The organism is Enemella evansiae, from assembly GCF_002250705.1.
GTDB classification, from domain to species: Bacteria; Actinomycetota; Actinomycetes; order Propionibacteriales; family Propionibacteriaceae; genus Enemella; species Enemella evansiae.
Genome location: NZ_NMVP01000035.1, coordinates 89433 through 106004, shown reverse-complemented (window position 1 = coordinate 106004; position 16572 = coordinate 89433). Strand labels below are relative to the sequence as shown.

Here is a 16572-nt window from a genome sequence, read left to right as displayed (position 1 = left end):
CCGCCGGTGAATCTTTGGCAGCGTGGAACTTGCGGGGTCCCCAGACCGGCGCCGAGCCGATAGCTTCAGGTTGTTCCACGCCCATCCACCAGACCCGGGGAGCCCTCACCCATGACCAAGTCACGGATCCGACCCACGACGCGGATCAGACCGCGCGCGGCGCTCGCGGCGGTGGCCAGCCTGCTCTGTGCCGGTTCGGCCCTGGTCGCGACACCGGCGTACGCCGCACCGGTCGCGCCACAGCCCACTCCGAACCCGACCTCGACCGGCGGCACCGCTGCGGCCCCGGCGGCCCCGGCAGCCCCGAAGGCCAGCGATCACCTGGTGATCAACGAGGTCTACGGCGGCGGCGGCAACTCCGGTGCCCCGCTGAAGAACGACTTCATCGAGCTCTACAACCCGACGGCCGCCGCCATCGACGTCACCGGGTGGAAGCTCGAATACTTCTCCGCCAGCGGCGGCTCCGGTGGCACCTGCACGCTGACCGGCACCGTGCAGCCGACGGCGTACTTCCTCACCCAGCAGGCCGCCGGCACCGGTGGGGGTGCGGCGCTGCCGACCCCGGAGGTGACCTGTGGGCTCGCGATGTCGGCGTCCAGTGGCGCGGTGCAGCTGACCGATGCCGCCGGTGCGGTGGTGGACCTGGTCGGTTACGGCACCGCCAGCCGGTTCGAGGGTGCGGCCACCCCGGCGCTGACCAACTCCACCTCGGCGTTCCGGACCGTCCCGGGTGAGGACACCGACAACAATGCCGCCGACTTCCGGACCGGTGACCCGAGCCCGACCAACGGCGGTGGCAGCACGCCCCCGCCGACCACCACCCCGACACCGACGGCCAGCCCGACCGCCACCCCGACGGCCCCGGTCACCCCGGGTGCACCGGTGCCGATCGCCGAGGTACAGGGCCCCGGTGACCGTTCGCCGCTGGTGGACCAGACCGTCACCGTGCGCGGGGTGGTCACCGCCAACTACCCGACCGGTGGCTTCAACGGCTTCTATCTGCAGACCCCGGGTTCCGGCGGTACGCCGAAGGCCGCCGGCCAGGCCTCGGACGGAGTGTTCGCGTTCGGCAACACCTCGGTCGCGGTCGGCCGCTGCTACGACGTCACCGGCAAGGTGACCGAATACCCGGGGAGCGCGACCAGCGGCGCCCAGTCGCTGACCGAGCTGACCGGGATCACGCTGTCCGCGGTGGAGGGCTGTGCGCCGGTGGTACCGACGCCGCTGGCCACCCTGCCGGTCACCGATGCCGACAAGGAGGCGTACGAGGGGATGCTGGTGCAGCCCGCCGGGACGTACACGATCTCCGACAACTACCAGCTGAACCAGTTCGGCCAGCTCGGGATGGCGTTCGGCGACAAGCCGCTCTACACCCCGACCGACCGGGTGCCCTACCAGCAGGCGGCGGCGTACGAGGCCGAGCAGGTGAAGAAGCTGATCACCCTCGACGACGGCTCCAGCTGGAACTACCAGACCAATGCCACCGCGAAGGGATCGCCGCTGCCCTACCTGTCGCAGGAGACCCCGCGCCGGGTCGGCTCGCAGCTGGAGTTCACCAAACCGGTGATCCTGGACTATCGCTTCCAGTGGAACTTCCAGCCGACCGGGCAGGTCGTCGGCAGTGGCTCGGACCTGATCCCGATCACCAGCGAGAACGACCGGCCGGCCGCGCCGCCGCAGGTTCCCGGCGAGCTGAAGGTCGCCACCTTCAACATCCTCAACTACTTCACCGATCTGGGTGAGCAGGAGAACGCGGTCAAGCCGTGCAACGCCTACACCGACCGGAACGGTACGCCGGTCACCGCGCGGGACTGCGAGGTGCGTGGCGCCTGGACCCCGAGCGCGTTCACCGATCAGCAGAACAAGGTGGTGAAGGCGATCAACACCTCCGGGGCCGATGTCATCGGGCTGATGGAGGTGGAGAACTCGGCCGGGCTGACCTGGATCAAGCGCGACCGGGACTACACCCTGAACCACCTGGTGGAGCAGCTGAACGCCGCCGGTGGCAACTGGGCCGCGGTACCGAGCCCGCTGGTCACTCCCAGCGGTGAGGACGTGATCCGGACCGCGTTCATCTACAACAAGGGCAAGGTGGCCCCGGTCGGGGCCTCGCAGATCCAGCTGGACGATGCGTTCGCCAACGCCCGTTACCCGCTGGCGCAGGAGTTCCGCTCGACCAGCACCTCGCTGAACTTCGTCGCGATCGCGAACCACTTCAAGTCCAAGGGCTCCGGCCCCGACGACGGCACCGGGCAGGGCAACTCCAACCCGGCCCGCAAGGAGCAGGCGACCGCGGTGACCGGCTGGGCGGAGCAGACCTTCGCCGGCAAGCCGGTGCTGCTGATCGGTGACTTCAACTCCTACAGCAAGGAGGAACCGGTCCAGATCATCGAGGCGGCGGGATACAAGAACGTCGAGAACCCCGATGAGCCGACCTACCAGTTCGGTGGCCGGGTCGGTTCGCTGGACCACATCTTCGCCAATGCCGAGGCCCAGAAACTGGTCTCCGGTGCCGGGATCTGGGCGATCAACGCCGCGGAGTCGGTGGCGATGCAGTATTCGCGGCGCAACTACAACGTGACCGACTTCTACACCCCCGATGTCTGGGCGGCCTCCGATCACGACCCGGCGCTGGTCGGGTTGCAGGCGGCCGGTGGTCCGAACCCGACACCCACGCCGACACCGACCCCGACGCCCACGCCGACTCCGACGCCCTCCCCGACGCCGACGCCCACGCCGGACTCGCCGATCACCGCCAAGTGGAAGTCGCTCGGCGGCGAGCAGGGACCGGTCGGTCCGGCCCGGGGACCGGAGAACTGCGGGCTCCGCGACGGCGGCTGCTTCCGCTACTTCGCGGGCGGCGGGATCTACGACTCGAACTCCACCGCTCCGCAGTGGGTGCGGGGCGCGATCCTGGACAAGTGGGCCAGCCTCGGCTGGGAGACCGGCCAGCTCGGCTACCCGACCTCGGACGAGTTCTGCGGGCTGCGTGATGGTGGCTGCGCGCAGCGTTTCCAGGGCGGATTGATCTACTTCACCCAGGCGACCGGTGCGCATCCGGTCTGGGGTGCCATCGGGGAGCGGTACGCGAGCATGCGCTGGGAGACCAGCATCCTCGGCTACCCGACCGGCGATGAGATCTGCGGGCTGCGCGATGGTGGTTGCACCCAGCGCTTCCAGGGCGGGCTGATCGCCTGGAGCCCGGCCACCGGTGCGCAGCCGGTCTACGGCGCGATCTACGACCGGTACGCCCAGCTGGGCTGGGAGACCAGCCAGCTCGGCTACCCGATCGAGGGCGAGTTCTGCGGCCTGCGTGACGGCGGCTGCGCCCAGCGCTTCCAGGGCGGGATGATCCACTACTCGCCCTACTCCGGCGCCTGGGCGACCTGGGGCCTGATCGGTGACTACTGGGGCTCCACCGGCTGGGAGACCGGCCGCTACGGCTACCCGACCTTCCGGGAGGTCTGCGGGCCGGTGAACGGCGCCTGGGAGTGCAAGCAGAACTTCCAGGGCGGCACGATCACCTGGAACTCCGCACGCGGGATCAGCGGCTGAACCGTTGACGCGCTGAGCGGGCCCCGGGACCAATCGGTTCCGGGGCCCGTTCGTTCCTGCACCCGTTCGGTTCATCGTGCACCCACTGCACGCGCGAGGATTGGGTGCACAGTGGACCCAACGGGTGCAAGATCAGAAGTTGTCCACAGATTTCGGGCCGAAACCCGTCCCACCGCCCCATCGGCGCCGGAGTTGCGCTGGGCTGGGTGGATGTTCATCACCAGCAAAGAGCTCGCGGCCAAGGGGCTTCGACCCCATGAGATCAGGATCGAGGTCGCCGCGGGCAGGCTCATCCAGGTGCGCCGCGGTGTCTATCGCACCCCCGAGTCGGACGGTGCCAGCTCGTCCGATGCCGGGCCAGGTGCCCGAACCGCCAAGGAACTCGAGCACCTGCAGCGCATCGAAGCGACGGTGCCCCGATTACGACCGGGCGCCTGTCTCAGCCACCTCTCTGCGGCGCTGGCCCACGATCTCCCGGTGCCCGACACGATGCTCGGCCCGGTGCAGATCACCCGCCCGGGGGCCAGCGGCAAGGTCGGTGGCTCCCTGCATCTGCACCGCGGCAGGGTGCCGACCGACCATGTCGTGGCCGGTGAGCACGGACCGATCACCTCGCTCGCCTGGACCGTGATGGATCTGGCGCGCGTACTCCCTCCGATCCATGCCGTTGCCGCCGTCGACAGGGCACTGGCCCGTGGGCTGGACCGCGCCGAGGTGCTCGAACTCCTCGATGAGCACCGGGCACCCGGCAATGTGACGGCCCGCGAGGTGGTGCGCTTCGGGGACGCGGCCAGTGAGTCGGTCGGTGAGTCACACTCGCGCTGGCTGATGCATGAGCTCGGGGTGCCCGCGCCACGGTTGCAGGTGAAGATCTACAACGAGGAGGGCGACTACGTGGCCCGCCCCGACTTCCTCTGGGACGACTGCCGCGTGGTCGGTGAGTTCGACGGACAGATCAAGTATGGCCGGATGCTGAAACCGGGCCAGGACATCTCCGAGGTGATCCTGTCCGAGAAGCAGCGCGAAGAAGCTCTGCGCCGCCAGGGGTACTGGGTGATCCGGTGGATCTGGCGCGACCTCGACGATCGCGAGGCCTTCCGCAAACTGCTCACCCGCGGCCGCCAGCTGGGCTTCCGCGCCGGGGCGTGAAAAGCCGCATCGCCGATCTTGCACCCGTTCGGTTCATCGTGCACCCACTGCACCCGCAAGGAACGGGTGCACAGTGGACCGAACGGGTGCAAGATCGCTGCGCTCGACCAGCCGCCTCATCTCGACACGCCCGCCATTGCTCCGCTGGCGCTCCGCATGGCGGGCTACTCGATGAGCGGGGGTCCCGAACTCAGAGGACCTGGGAGACCAGGGTCTCGGCGGCGTCAACGATGCCGACGGTCTCGGCCTGCCAGTTCTGCTCCTGGCCGCGATAGGGGCCGGTGGCGAGCGAGATCACCACGGCGGCGGCGCGCAGCCGCAGTTCGGTGGGGTCGACGCGCTCGTCGAAGACCGGTACCCAGGTGGCGAGCAGGTGCCGGACCCGGGCGGCCTGCTGGGCGTTCATCCGCTGCACGGTCGACAGGTGCGCGACCAGGCAGGCCAGGTCGTCGGCGCGCCGACCGGGGCCGATTGTGTCCACATCGAGCAGCCCACAGATCTGCCCACCGGCCACATGGATCTGCCCCTCGTGGAAGTCGCCGTGGGTGGGTTCGTCACCGAGCGGCACCGAGGCCAGCCCGTTGCTGATCTCATCGGCCAGCCAGCGCAGCCGGTGCTCCAGGGTCGGCATCGCCTGGGTGACCATCTCGGCGTAGTGCCGCACCGAATCCGACCAGGGCGCCCGCCGCGGCAACGCCGCGACCTGCCGGGGCATCGAGTCCAGCACCCAGATCAGCTGCTCGGCGGTGCAGGGCGGTTCGGGATCGAAGATCGCCTTGCTCAGCGGGATTCCCGGCAGTTCGTCGAGCACCAGCAGGCAGTCACCGGTGGCGGCCGCGACCCGCGGTGCCGGTACCCCGGCCGCGCGCAGCATCTCGTGGCGGTGGCGCACCTCGCCGAACAGCGCCTCGCGCAGCACCTTGACATAGAACACGGTGCGCCGCGGGCCCTGCGGGGTGGGCAGTTCGGTGGTGGCGCGCAGCACCGCCCGCCGCCTGGGCCGATAACCGATCATGTCCAGCCGCACGCGTTCGGGGGGCAGCGGTACGCCGACGACACCGGACAGCAGCTTCGCCATCTCCTCCGGGTACGCCGCCCGCGCCAGTCCCGGCAGATCCGGGTCGCGCGGATACAACCAGACCACCGCCTCGCGATCACCGTCGGCGAAGATCTCCGCGCGCTCGTCGGTCGGCGTACGCCCATGCGCCCGGGCGCTCACCCCGAGCAGCTCGTTGCGCCGCCCGAACGGCCAGTCGACGACCGCGGTGTAGGTCGCGGTGGTGGACTGGCTGGGGTTGGCGTCCACATGATCCAGCGACCAGCTGACCAGCGTGCCGCCGGCGTGCGAGACCGCCGCGGCCAGCAGTGGGGCCACCTGATCGGTGGTCAACAACCGCGAGCCGTCGGGGTCGTGCAGGGTGGCGCTCATCTGTTCTCCGGGTCGTTCACCCCCGGGCCGGGGGCTGCAGCAGCCCGATCTTGTCATAGACATCGGTCAACGTGGCGGCGGCGACCTCGCGTGCCTTCTCCGCACCACGGTCGAGCAGCCGCTCCAGCTCGGCCCGGTCGTCGAGCAGCTCCATCGTCCGGGCCCGGATCGGGCCCAGCACATCGAGCACGGCCTCGGCGACACCCACCTTCAGATGGCCGTACATCTTGCCCTCGTAGTCCCGCTCCAGCTCCGCGATCGGCGTACCGGTGATGGCCGCCTGGATGTTCAGCAGATTCGACACCCCCGGCTTGGTGGCCTCATCGAAACGGATCTCGGTACCGGAATCGGTGACCGCGGACTTGAACCGCTTGGTGATCACCTTCGGCTCGTCGAGCAGATCGATCCGGCCGTTCACCGACGGGGTGGACTTGGACATCTTGATCAGCGGGTCCTGCAGATCCTGGATCTTGCCGACCGACTTGAGGATGTGCGGGCCCGGTACCACGAAGGTCTCGCCGTAGCTGCCGTTGAACTTCTCCGCCAGATCCCGGGTCAGCTCCAGATGCTGGCGCTGGTCCTCCCCCACCGGCACCTTGTCGGCCTGGTAGAGCAGGATGTCGGCGGCCATCAGGATCGGATAGATGAACAACCCGACATTCGCCGAGTCGGCACCGTGCCGGGCCGCCTTGTCCTTGAACTGGGTCATCCGCTCGGCGCGGCCGAAGCCGGTCAGCGGGGCCAGCGCCCACATCAGCTGGGTGTGCTCGGGCACCTGCGACTGCACGAACACCACCGAGCGCTCAGGGTCGATCCCGGCGCCGATGATCTGTGCGGCGGTGACCAGGCTGCGTTCGCGCAGCACCTCCGGCTTCGGGTTCTCGTTCAGTGCGTGCAGGTTCGCCACCCCGAAGAACGCCTCGAACTCGTCCTGCATGTCCACCCACTGCCGCAGCGCCCCCAGGTAGTTCCCCAGGTGCATCGAGTCGGCACTGGGCTGGGCCAGGGAGAGGGCGCGGGGCTTGGCGTTCTGCATGCTGCTCATTCTGCTGGGTACGCCGCCCGGGTCGCCAATCAGTTCGTCGCCGAGCCCTCGGTCCGCGGGTGGTCGGTGCGCGGGGCGTCGGTGCGCGGGCTCTCCAGCCGCTTCACCCGGATCCGGGCGGCCCGGCGGCCGTCCAGGTCGGTGACGGTGAACAGGTAGCGCCGCGGGGTCGGCTCCTCGACCTCGGCGTCCTCCAGCGGGATCAGCTCGGTCTCGAGTTCGGCGCCCAGGGTCGGCAGCTGGCCGCGGCGGGCCATGAACCAGCCGGCCAATGTGTCGTAGGGGCCCTCCTCCAGCCGCAGCCCGGTCTGGTCGGCGAAGTCCTCCAGCGACAGCAACCCGTCGACGACGCGCTCGTGCACCGGGGCCGGCACCTCCTGGGTGACCACGTCGTATTCGTCGGTGATGTCGCCGACCAGTTCCTCGACCAGGTCCTCCATGGTGACGATGCCGGCGGTGCCGCCGTATTCGTCGCGGACGATCGCCAGATGGGCGGCGTTGCGGCGCATCTCGCTGAGCGCGTAGAGCACCTTGACCGTCTCGGGGAAGGCGAGCACCGGCCGGGCGTACTCGATCACCGGGGTGGAGCGGGTCGCGACATCGGGGTCGAAGAGGTCGCGGACGTGCACGAAACCGGCGATGTCGTCGGCGGAATCGCGCATCACCGGGTACCGGCTGTGCGGTGCGTCGGCCATCAGCCGGACCGCCTTGTACGCCGGCAGGTCACCTTCGATGAAGTCGACCTCGGTGCGCGGGATCATCACCTCGCGCAGCGACCGCTCCCCCGCATCGAAGACGTCGTCGACGATCCGTCGCTCCTCCGGGCCCAGCGTCTGCGAGGTGGCGAGCATCGAGCGGATCTCCTCGTCGGTGACCTCCTCGCGGGCGGCCCGCGGGTCACCGCCGAGCACCCGCACGACGACGTTGGTGGAGACGCCGAGGAACCAGATCACCGGCCTCAGCACGGTCGCGATGCCGTTCACCATCGGCGCCAGGGCGAGGGAGAACCCCTCGGCGCGCTGCATCGCCAGCCGTTTCGCGGTCAGCTCGGAGAGCACGATGGAGAAGTAGGAGATGACGATCGTGATCAGCACCAGCGCGGTCAGGTCCGCCGCACTGTCCGGCAGGCCGAGGCGTACCAGCTGGGGAGCCAACGAACTCGCCAGGGTCGCGCCGCCGAAGGCCGAGGACAGGAAACCCGACAGCGTCACCCCGATCTGGACCGCGGAGAGGAAGGTGTTCGGATTCGCCGCCAACCGGGCGACCGTGGCACCCCGCTTGCCGCGATGGGCGAGCTGTTTGATCTGGCTGTCCCGCAGCGAGACCAGCGCCATCTCGGCACCGGCGAAGATGCCGCCGATGACGATGAAGACGAAGATCAGCAGGATATCGGTCAGCACGCGGCCACCCCGGGCCCGTCATCGGTCAGGCTCTGGGCGGAACCGGGTCTATGACACTCCTGGTCGCTGATCATGGCGCCAAGAATAACCGCTGGCGGCGTGCGATTGAATCACAGCATGGCAACCGAACAGGCACCCCAGGGTTGGCCGGACACCGTACCGACGCTGATCGACACCGAGCGCGGGGTCACGCTGCGCGCCCACACCGAGGCCGATCTGCCCGGGATGGTCGAGCAGTCCCGGGATCCGGAGACGGTGCGCTGGACGACGGTGCCCACGCCGTACGCCGATTCCGACGCCCGGGACTTCGTCTTCGGGGTCATCGCCACCCGGGTCGACGCGGGCGGGACGATGAGTTGGGCGGTGGAGGCGGAGATCGAGGGGGTACGCCGCTACTGCGGCACGATCGACGTGCGCTTCGAGGTACCGGGGCGGGTGGCACTCGGGCTGGCCGCGCACCCCTCGGCCCGCGGCCGCGGGATCATGGCTGCCGGCTGCCGGCTGGTGCTGGACTGGGCGTTCGACGAAGCCGGGGCGCGGACCGCGACCTGGCTGGCGTTCGTCGGCAACTGGCCCTCGCGCTGGCTGGCGGAGTCGCTCGGCTTCCGGGTGATGGGCACGCTGCCCGGGTACTGCGGGCAGCGTGGTGAGCTGGTCGACAGCTGGATCGCGATCCTGCGCGCCGGCGATCCGCGGGGCGGCGTACCGCGGATGCCGACGCTCGACCTGGCCGAGCGCGGGCTGCGGTTGCGACCGTTCAGCGAGGCCGATCTGCCGCGGATCGTCGAGGCGAACAGCGATCCGCAGACCCAGCACTGGATGCCGCAATTGCCGTACCCGTACGAAATGCCGGCGGCCGAGCATTTCCTGGACTGGTGCCGGGAGGGTGAGTCGCGGCAGGACCAGTGGACCTGGTGCGTCGCCGACACCGGCACGGATCGCTGCCTGGGTGCGGTCACGCTGTTCCGGCTGCGCGACGACGCGGCACACGGCGAGCTCGGTTACTGGACCCACCCGGATGCGCGCGGTCGACGGTTGACCGCCGCCGCAGTGGATGCGGTCGCCACCTATGCCCTGGGCCCGGACGGCCCGCACCAGGCGCTGACGATCCGCTGCGCCCGCGGCAATGCCGGCTCCCAACGGGTGGCCCTGGCCGCCGGTTTCGCCGAGACCGGTTGGCTGACGGGTGCCGAACGGTTCCGCGACGGCAGCCGCGATGACCTGCTGGTGTTCTCCCGGTACGCGGGGTGAGCGCGATACGTTCATCGAGTAGCCCGGCGGTGCCGCCGCGAACCAAGGCAGCGCCGGGCGTGTCGAGATGAACGCACCTCTTGACCCCCGAGTAGCGACCATGCGGACCCTTCGGAGCAATGGCCGCGTGTCGAGGGGGCAGCCAACCATCGGCTATTCGGCTGTCGGCTGGCAACCTTGCTGGCACGGCGTATTGGCACCCAACCGATCAACGAGCGCAACGTGATCGCACACCCCATACGTAGGTGCACCCCCTCCTTGTTTCGATGAGAATCTCATGAATTAGCAACTTTTCATCCATGCCTTGACGGCCACCGAGACACCACCTAACGTGGTCAATAAGCAGGATACAAATCGACACTTGGCCAAGCAATCTAAAAGGCAAAGTCTGACAACCCAGATGCATTCGACTACCGAGTGCGCACACTCAATGAGTCAAGCGCATTGGTCGACGGACTCTCACAGATCTATGGCAAAGCGAATGTCTCTCAACAGATTGAGCAACTGGCAGCTGTGACAACGAACGAGAGTGCCGCTCAGTTCAAATCGAACACGGAAGGGAAAAGGTTTGAGATTCGCGGCGGGGGCGATGATATAGCTATCAACATCCTGCCTGCTACCGACATGTCGTCAGCCACTCTCGAGTCTGGCCCCGGCCTGCAGTGCCCGAAAGCTTGGGTGGCTGCATACCTGTACTACATTGGGTCAGGAGCGATTTGTGGGGCAGTCTCCCTTGCCACCTTCATGGCAGGATTTGCCTGCGCAGGCTTCGCCTGGACCGCAGGCCAGGCAGTAGATTGGACCAGGGCTTGCAATTAGAATATCATCTATATACACAAGCATTGAGAGGAGGATTCATGTGAATGATCTAAACAAATCAAAGCATCGAAGCTTTACATGGCCAAATAGTTTCACTAGACGCTTCTTGACTGCCACCGTTGCCTTTCTCTCCTTCTTCTTCTTGCTTGCTGTCGTGATTGGAGTCGCCTCAGGTGAATTGGCGAATTCAATGATCCGTTTCGGGGCCTTTGGAATTGTAGCGGCAGTCGCCGCGGGCGTCACAGCTGGAACTTTCGCAAAACCAGGATCAAGAATCCGGATATTTAAGTGATCGGCACCCCAGCGCATTGGGCATCATCGGCGGATGCGTAACCGTCTGTTCACCGAGCGTTGGATAGTGTCGGCACCATGCGGATCGTCGGCGGGTCACCGCTCAACATCACCGTAGTCGGGCTCGGCTATGTCGGACTGTCCCTGGCAACCCTGCTGGCGCAGCGGCACGAGGTGACGGCATTGGACATCGACGCCGAGCGGGTGGCCGCGGTGGCCGCGGGCCGGTCCCCGATCGTGGATGCCGAGCTGGCCGAGTTGCTGGCCGGTGGCGAGCTGCGGCTGAGCGCCACCACCGACGCCGCTGCGGCGTACGCCGATGCCGAGCTGGTGATCGTGGCGACGCCGACGAACTACGACCCGGATGCCGACTACTTCGACACCTCGAGCGTGGACAAGGTGGTCGCCGAGGTGGCCGAGGCCGCGCCGCACGCGACCGTGGTGATCAAGTCGACGGTTCCGGTCGGGCACACCCGTCGGCTGCGGGAGGCGCATCCCGACCAGGACCTGATCTTCTCCCCCGAGTTCCTGCGCGAGGGTCGGGCGCTGCACGACAACCTGCACCCCTCCAGGATCGTGGTCGGCTCCGACACCGAGTCGGCCCACCGGTTCGCGGAGCTGCTCATCGAGGCCGCGGAGGACGACGAGGTGCCGGTGCTGTTCACCGGCTCCACCGAGGCGGAGGCGATCAAACTGTTCGCCAACACCTATCTGGCGATGCGGGTGGCGTTCTTCAACGAACTCGACTCGTATGCGGTGAACCACGGCCTGGACACCCGCCAGATCATCGACGGGGTGGGTCTCGATCCGCGGATCGGCAGCCACTACAACAATCCCTCGTTCGGCTACGGCGGCTACTGCCTGCCCAAGGACACGCGGCAGCTGCTGGCCAACTATTCCGATGTGCCGCAGAACCTGATCCGCGCGATCGTGGACTCCAACACCACCCGCAAGGACTTCATCGCCTCCGACATCCTGGCCCGGAACCCGCGGGTGGTCGGCATCTACCGGTTGACGATGAAGGCCGGCTCGGACAACTTCCGCTCCTCCTCGGTGCAGGGGGTGATGAAGCGGATCAAGGCCAAGGGCATCCCGGTGATCGTCTATGAACCGACCCTGGAGTCGGCCGAGTTCTTCCACTCGGAGGTGGTCCGCGATCTGGCCGACTTCAAGGACCGCGCCGATGTGATCGTGGCGAACCGGCCCGCGGCCGAGCTCGCGGAGGTGGCCGAGAAGGTCTACACCCGCGACCTGTTCGGCCACGACTGAGCGGCCCGCGACTCAGCTCGACACGGCAGCCACCGCTCCGCTCCGCTGCGCATGGCTGCCCACTCGATGGGCGTACCGATCCGGGCACCATCGGCTCGTCGGCTGCGATCGGTGGCCGGTGGATGGCAGACTCGATGGGTGCCTCGCCGACTGCCCACCATCGCCACCGCGCTGATCGGCGTACTGCTGCTCGGTGGGTGCGGCTCGGGTGCCACCGCGACCGGACGGCCGACCTCGGTGGCCTCGGCGAACCGGGCCTCGGTCGCCCCGCCGACACCGAAGCAGCGCACCGCGACCCCGACCGCGACGCCGACCGAGAACCGGGTCCTGCTGCCCGGCCCGGCGCCGGTCGACTACCGGCTGCAGGAGGGCGCGGGGACGCTCGCGGTGAAGACGTTCTCCTGGCAGCGCACCGGCAACGGGCAGGGCTCCGCGCCGCCCAAACAGCGCTATCTGGTGCTGGATGTGCTGCTCACCGCACGCGAGGGCACCGTGCTGGTCAACCCGCTCTATTTCGTCACCCTGACCGCGGACCAGCAGGTGATGGTGCCGACGATGGGCGCCGACGGCAATGAACCGGTGCTGGCCTCCAAGACGCTCAAACCCGGCGAATCCGTCGGCGGCATCGTGGCCTTCGACACCCCGCCCGGGCCGGTCACCGTGGTGCTGAACGACGAGCTCGGCAACCGGGTCGCCGTCGTCTCGCTGCCGGCGCCGGCGGACTGACCCCGCCGGTCAGCCCTTCGCGACCTCCTTGTAGCGCCTCGTGTAACCGTCGACGGTGGTCTTCGGGTCGCCGAGCGCGTTGCTGGTGGCGATGGCGACGGTGTTGCCGTAGTCGATGATCAGGATGTCCCGCGGCGTGGTCGAGCTGCCACCGACCGGGGTGAGCCTGAAGGTCTGGTAGCTGGCACCGTTGGAGTTCGCCCGGTTCAGGTTCGGCTGGTTGATCCGGTAGTTCTTGGCGCTGCAGTCCTTCAGCGCACCGGTGAGGGTCTGGTACGCCGCACCAGCGCTCTTCTCGTCGGCGTAGCGGGCGACGGTGATCACCGAATCGTTGCCGCCGGCGGTCACCACCGGGGCGGCCGCGGTCAGCGCCTCCCGGCTCGGCGCGCTGCAGGAATCGCTGCCAGGAAAAGCTTTCTGCGCGGAGGTCTCGTTGACCTTGGTCATCTGATCCGACCCGACCGACAACCCGGAACCGAGGTCGCGGGTCCGGTCGGCGGGCAGGGTCGGCGTCTTGAACACGGTCATGGTGAGGACGACGATCACGATCACCACCAGGGCGATCGCGCCGAGCACGATCCCGAGGATCAGCGGCAGCTTCGACTTCTTCCTCGGTGCCGGTGACGGCGGGTACGCCGGCCCGCCGGCCTGCGGCGGATGACCCGGCTGCGGGTAGCCCGGGGGCGGGCCCTGGTAGCCGCCTGAGGGGGGCGGGCCCTGTGGCCCGTAGCCACCGCCCGGCGGATACGGCCCCTGCGGTCCCTGCGGTCCCTGCGGTCCGTTCGGTCCGGGCGGCCACGGTGGGCCCTGCGGCGGCATGCTCATCGCTGTCTCCTCGGCTCGACGGCACTGCGCCGAGGTTATCGCGGCACCGGGCCCACGTCCGGACGTGGCGGGGCCGGTTCGGGTCCGGCCCTATGGTTGGGCGTCGTGAGCACAGGAACGACCAGTCGGCACCCGGGCGACCAGAACGACCAGTGGGTGATCACCCTCGTCTGCAACGACCGGCCCGGCATCGTGAACGCCGTCTCGGCGGCGGTGCTGGCGGCCCGGGGCAACATCACCGAACTGCAGCAGTTCGCGAACGCCGAGGGCCGGTTCTTCCTGCGCCTGCAGGTGGAGACCGAGGCCGACCGGCCGGAGATCGAGCAGGCGCTGACCCCGCTCGGCGCCGAGCTGGATGCCGACTGGCAGCTCGACGTGGTGGGCCGGCCGGTGCGCACCCTGGTGCTGGCCTCGAAGGCGGCGCACTGCCTGAACGACCTGTTGTTCCGGCAGCACTCGGGCTGGCTGCCGGTGCAGATCCCGCTGGTGCTGGCCAACCACCCCGACCTGGGCGACCTGGCCCGCTTCTACGGCGTACCGCTGGAACACCACCCGGTCACCCCGGAGACGAAACCGGACTTCGAACGGCGGGTGCTGGAGGCGGTCGCCGAGCACGACATCGAGCTGGTGGTGCTGGCCCGCTACATGCAGATCCTCTCCCCCGAGCTCTGCGAGGCGCTGGCCGGGCGGGCGATCAACATCCACCATTCGTTCCTGCCAGGCTTCAAGGGTGCCAACCCCTATCGGCAGGCGCATGAGCGCGGGGTCAAACTGATCGGCGCGACCGCGCACTTCGTCACCTCCGACCTGGACGAGGGGCCGATCATCGAGCAGAACGTGGTCCGCGTCGACCACACCCGCTCACCGAAGCAACTGGTCGCGATCGGTCAGGACGAGGAATCCCGCACCCTCACCCAGGCGGTCAAGCTGTACGCCGAGAACCGCGTCCTGCTGGACGGTGCGCGGACGATCATCTTCCGCTGACGGTTTCGGTTCAGCCCTTCGCCAGCAGCTCGAGCAGCCCCGGGAAGCGCTCCTCCAGCTCCGCCCGGCGCAACCGGACCTTGCGGCTGTTGCCGCGGTCGACCTGGCGTACCAGCCCCGCCTCGCGCAGGATCCGGAAATGATGCGTCAGGGTCGACTTCGACACCCCCAGCTCGAAACTGGCGCAGGTCCGTTCGGTGTCGATGGGTTCGTCGATCAGTGTGGTCACCACCCGGCGGCGCAGCGGATCGGCGAGTGCGCCGAGCACCTCGGCGAGTTCCATCTCCGCGGTCTCCGGGTGCCCCTCGGCGTCGGTCATCGATACACCTCCTGATCAGGCAGATCCCTAGGTACGGTTGACATCGTACCAACAGCGACCACACCCTAGGTACGACACCTATCGTACCTAGGAGGAGCATGACCACCGCCACCGCGACCCCTGCCCGGTCCCGACTCGCCCTGCCGGTGATCCTCGCCGCGCAACTCGTCATCCCGCTGTCCATCGCCGGTACCGCGGTGGCCCTGCCGCAGATCGCCGGTGAACTCGGCAGCTCCCCCGGGCCGCTGCAATGGGTGGTCAATGGGTTCAACGTCGCCTTCGCCCTGCTGACCATCGTCTGGGGTGCGCTGGCCGACCGGTTCGGTCAGGACCGGATCTTCACCGCCGGGATCACGATCGTGCTGGTCGCCTCGGTCGGCAGCGCGCTCGCCCCGACCCTGCTGCTGCTCGACGCCGCCCGAGTGCTGGCCGGGGTGGGCGCCGCGGCGGTCCTCACCGGGGCGACGGCGATCCTGTCCAACGCCTGGCAGGGCACCGCACGGGCCCGGGCGTTCGCCCTCTTCGGCACCATCAACGGTCTCGGCCTGGCCCTCGGCCCGACGGTCTGCGGAATCATCGTGCAACTGGCGGGCTGGCGCGGCACCTTCTGGTTCCCGGCGGCGGTGCTGGCCGTCGCCCTGCTCGGCTCGCGCACGCTGCCCCGGGTCCGGGTCGGCGGCACCGACCGCCGGTTGTTCGATCCGGGGCTGCTGCGCAATCCCGGGTTCACCGCGATGGTGCTCGTCCCGGTCGCCGGTGCCGTCGGTTTCGTGACCTTCCTGACCTATCTGCCGGCCGCCTTCGCCGCGATCCACGGGTGGTCACCCGGACGGGCCGGGGCCACCATGCTGCTGGCCACCCTGCCGGTGATCTTCTCCCCGAGCCTCACCGCGGCGGCGATGCGGCACCGGCGGATCGGCATCGGCACGGTGATCGCCGTCTCGATCGGCTGCCTGGTGCTCGGCGCGGTGGGGATGCTGGCGCTCGCCCCCGGCCGACCGGTCGCGCTGATCATCGCCCCGATGATCCTGATCGGCCTGGGTTTCGGGCTCCCGCTCGGCATCGTCGACGGGGAGGCGCTGAGCCAGGTGCCGGTGAGCTCCAGCGGGACCGCGGCCGGGTTGCTGAACCTGGCCCGGATCGGTTCCGAAGCGGTCGCCGTCGCCGCGTACGCCGCCGCGCTGGCCGGGCTGGTCCGCGGCCGGATCGCCGATCCCGGGCTGGCCGACCGGGTGGCCGCCGGCGGTTCCGGTGGCGCTGCGGCGTACGCCGACGCCCTGCACACCGTCGCACTGATCGCGGCCGCCGTGGTGTTCCTCCTGGGGGCAGCCAGCCTGCTGCTGTTCCGCCACCGGGGTGAAGCCCCGGCCGGTTGATAACGATTTGATCGGGTATGGAATCTGCTGCTGCCGAGTCACTGTGTTCTGTGTCATGTGAGCAGCGCAGCTCTGCCCGAGCGCAACGATGCCAATGGGAGGATGCCAATGCCTGACCCCGAAGCCACTGGCCA

At 68.7% G+C, this 16572-nt stretch carries 11 protein-coding genes and 1 pseudogene; 7 read left to right on the top strand and 5 right to left on the bottom strand.

Going from position 1 to position 16572, the window contains the following annotated elements:
* Nucleotides 1-111: 111 nt before the first annotated feature.
* Together BI335_RS22515 and BI335_RS17420 are read left to right on the top strand one after the other, a co-directional pair.
* Entirely contained in the window at nucleotides 112-3555 is a 3444-nt protein-coding gene (locus tag BI335_RS22515; RefSeq protein ID WP_094432532.1) for an ExeM/NucH family extracellular endonuclease, read from the top strand.
* 210 nt (nucleotides 3556-3765) lie between these two features.
* A complete protein-coding gene (locus BI335_RS17420) occupies nucleotides 3766-4704 on the top strand; it encodes a type IV toxin-antitoxin system AbiEi family antitoxin domain-containing protein (protein WP_094432530.1) in 939 nt (312 codons plus the stop codon).
* Between the two features lie 190 nt (nucleotides 4705-4894).
* On the opposite strand, the gene BI335_RS17415 is transcribed toward BI335_RS17420, so the two are convergent.
* The 3 genes and pseudogenes from BI335_RS17415 to BI335_RS17405 all read right to left on the bottom strand — a co-directional run.
* Complete coding sequence (locus tag BI335_RS17415; protein WP_094405635.1) at nucleotides 4895-6133, bottom strand: phosphotransferase; 1239 nt, start codon at nucleotides 6131-6133, stop codon at nucleotides 4895-4897.
* Between the two features lie 16 nt (nucleotides 6134-6149).
* A complete protein-coding gene (gene trpS / locus BI335_RS17410) occupies nucleotides 6150-7169 on the bottom strand; it encodes a tryptophan--tRNA ligase (RefSeq protein WP_324252526.1) in 1020 nt (339 codons plus the stop codon).
* A 46-nt stretch (nucleotides 7170-7215) separates the two neighbouring features.
* Nucleotides 7216-8578, bottom strand: a pseudogene (locus tag BI335_RS17405) (hemolysin family protein); the annotation flags it as partial.
* Nucleotides 8579-8695: 117 nt separating this feature from the next.
* On the opposite strand from BI335_RS17405, the gene BI335_RS17400 reads away from it, so the two are divergent.
* The 3 genes from BI335_RS17400 to BI335_RS17390 all read left to right on the top strand — a co-directional run bounded on the left by BI335_RS17400 (nucleotide 8696) and on the right by BI335_RS17390 (nucleotide 12934).
* Nucleotides 8696-9829, top strand: a complete 1134-nt coding sequence (locus BI335_RS17400) for a GNAT family N-acetyltransferase (protein WP_133626477.1) — start codon at nucleotides 8696-8698, stop codon at nucleotides 9827-9829.
* A 1188-nt stretch (nucleotides 9830-11017) separates the two neighbouring features.
* Nucleotides 11018-12208, top strand: coding sequence for a nucleotide sugar dehydrogenase (locus BI335_RS17395; protein ID WP_094432526.1), 1191 nt, complete (start codon nucleotides 11018-11020; stop codon nucleotides 12206-12208).
* A gap of 138 nt (nucleotides 12209-12346) precedes the next feature.
* A complete protein-coding gene (locus tag BI335_RS17390; RefSeq protein ID WP_094359993.1) occupies nucleotides 12347-12934 on the top strand; it encodes a hypothetical protein in 588 nt (195 codons plus the stop codon).
* Nucleotides 12935-12943: 9 nt separating this feature from the next.
* Here the strand turns inward: BI335_RS17390 and BI335_RS21595 are convergent, their stop codons facing one another.
* Nucleotides 12944-13759, bottom strand: a complete 816-nt coding sequence (locus BI335_RS21595; RefSeq protein ID WP_094432524.1) for a hypothetical protein — start codon at nucleotides 13757-13759, stop codon at nucleotides 12944-12946.
* 105 nt (nucleotides 13760-13864) lie between these two features.
* On the opposite strand from BI335_RS21595, the gene purU reads away from it, so the two are divergent.
* Entirely contained in the window at nucleotides 13865-14743 is an 879-nt protein-coding gene (gene purU / locus BI335_RS17380; RefSeq protein WP_094405631.1) for a formyltetrahydrofolate deformylase, read from the top strand.
* A gap of 10 nt (nucleotides 14744-14753) precedes the next feature.
* Here the strand turns inward: purU and BI335_RS17375 are convergent, their stop codons facing one another.
* On the bottom strand, nucleotides 14754-15062 hold the full coding sequence (locus BI335_RS17375; RefSeq protein ID WP_094359987.1) for an ArsR/SmtB family transcription factor: 309 nt from the start codon (nucleotides 15060-15062) through the stop codon (nucleotides 14754-14756).
* 98 nt (nucleotides 15063-15160) lie between these two features.
* On the opposite strand from BI335_RS17375, the gene BI335_RS17370 reads away from it, so the two are divergent.
* Nucleotides 15161-16438, top strand: coding sequence for an MFS transporter (locus BI335_RS17370; RefSeq protein ID WP_094405630.1), 1278 nt, complete (start codon nucleotides 15161-15163; stop codon nucleotides 16436-16438).
* Nucleotides 16439-16572 lie beyond the last annotated feature (134 nt).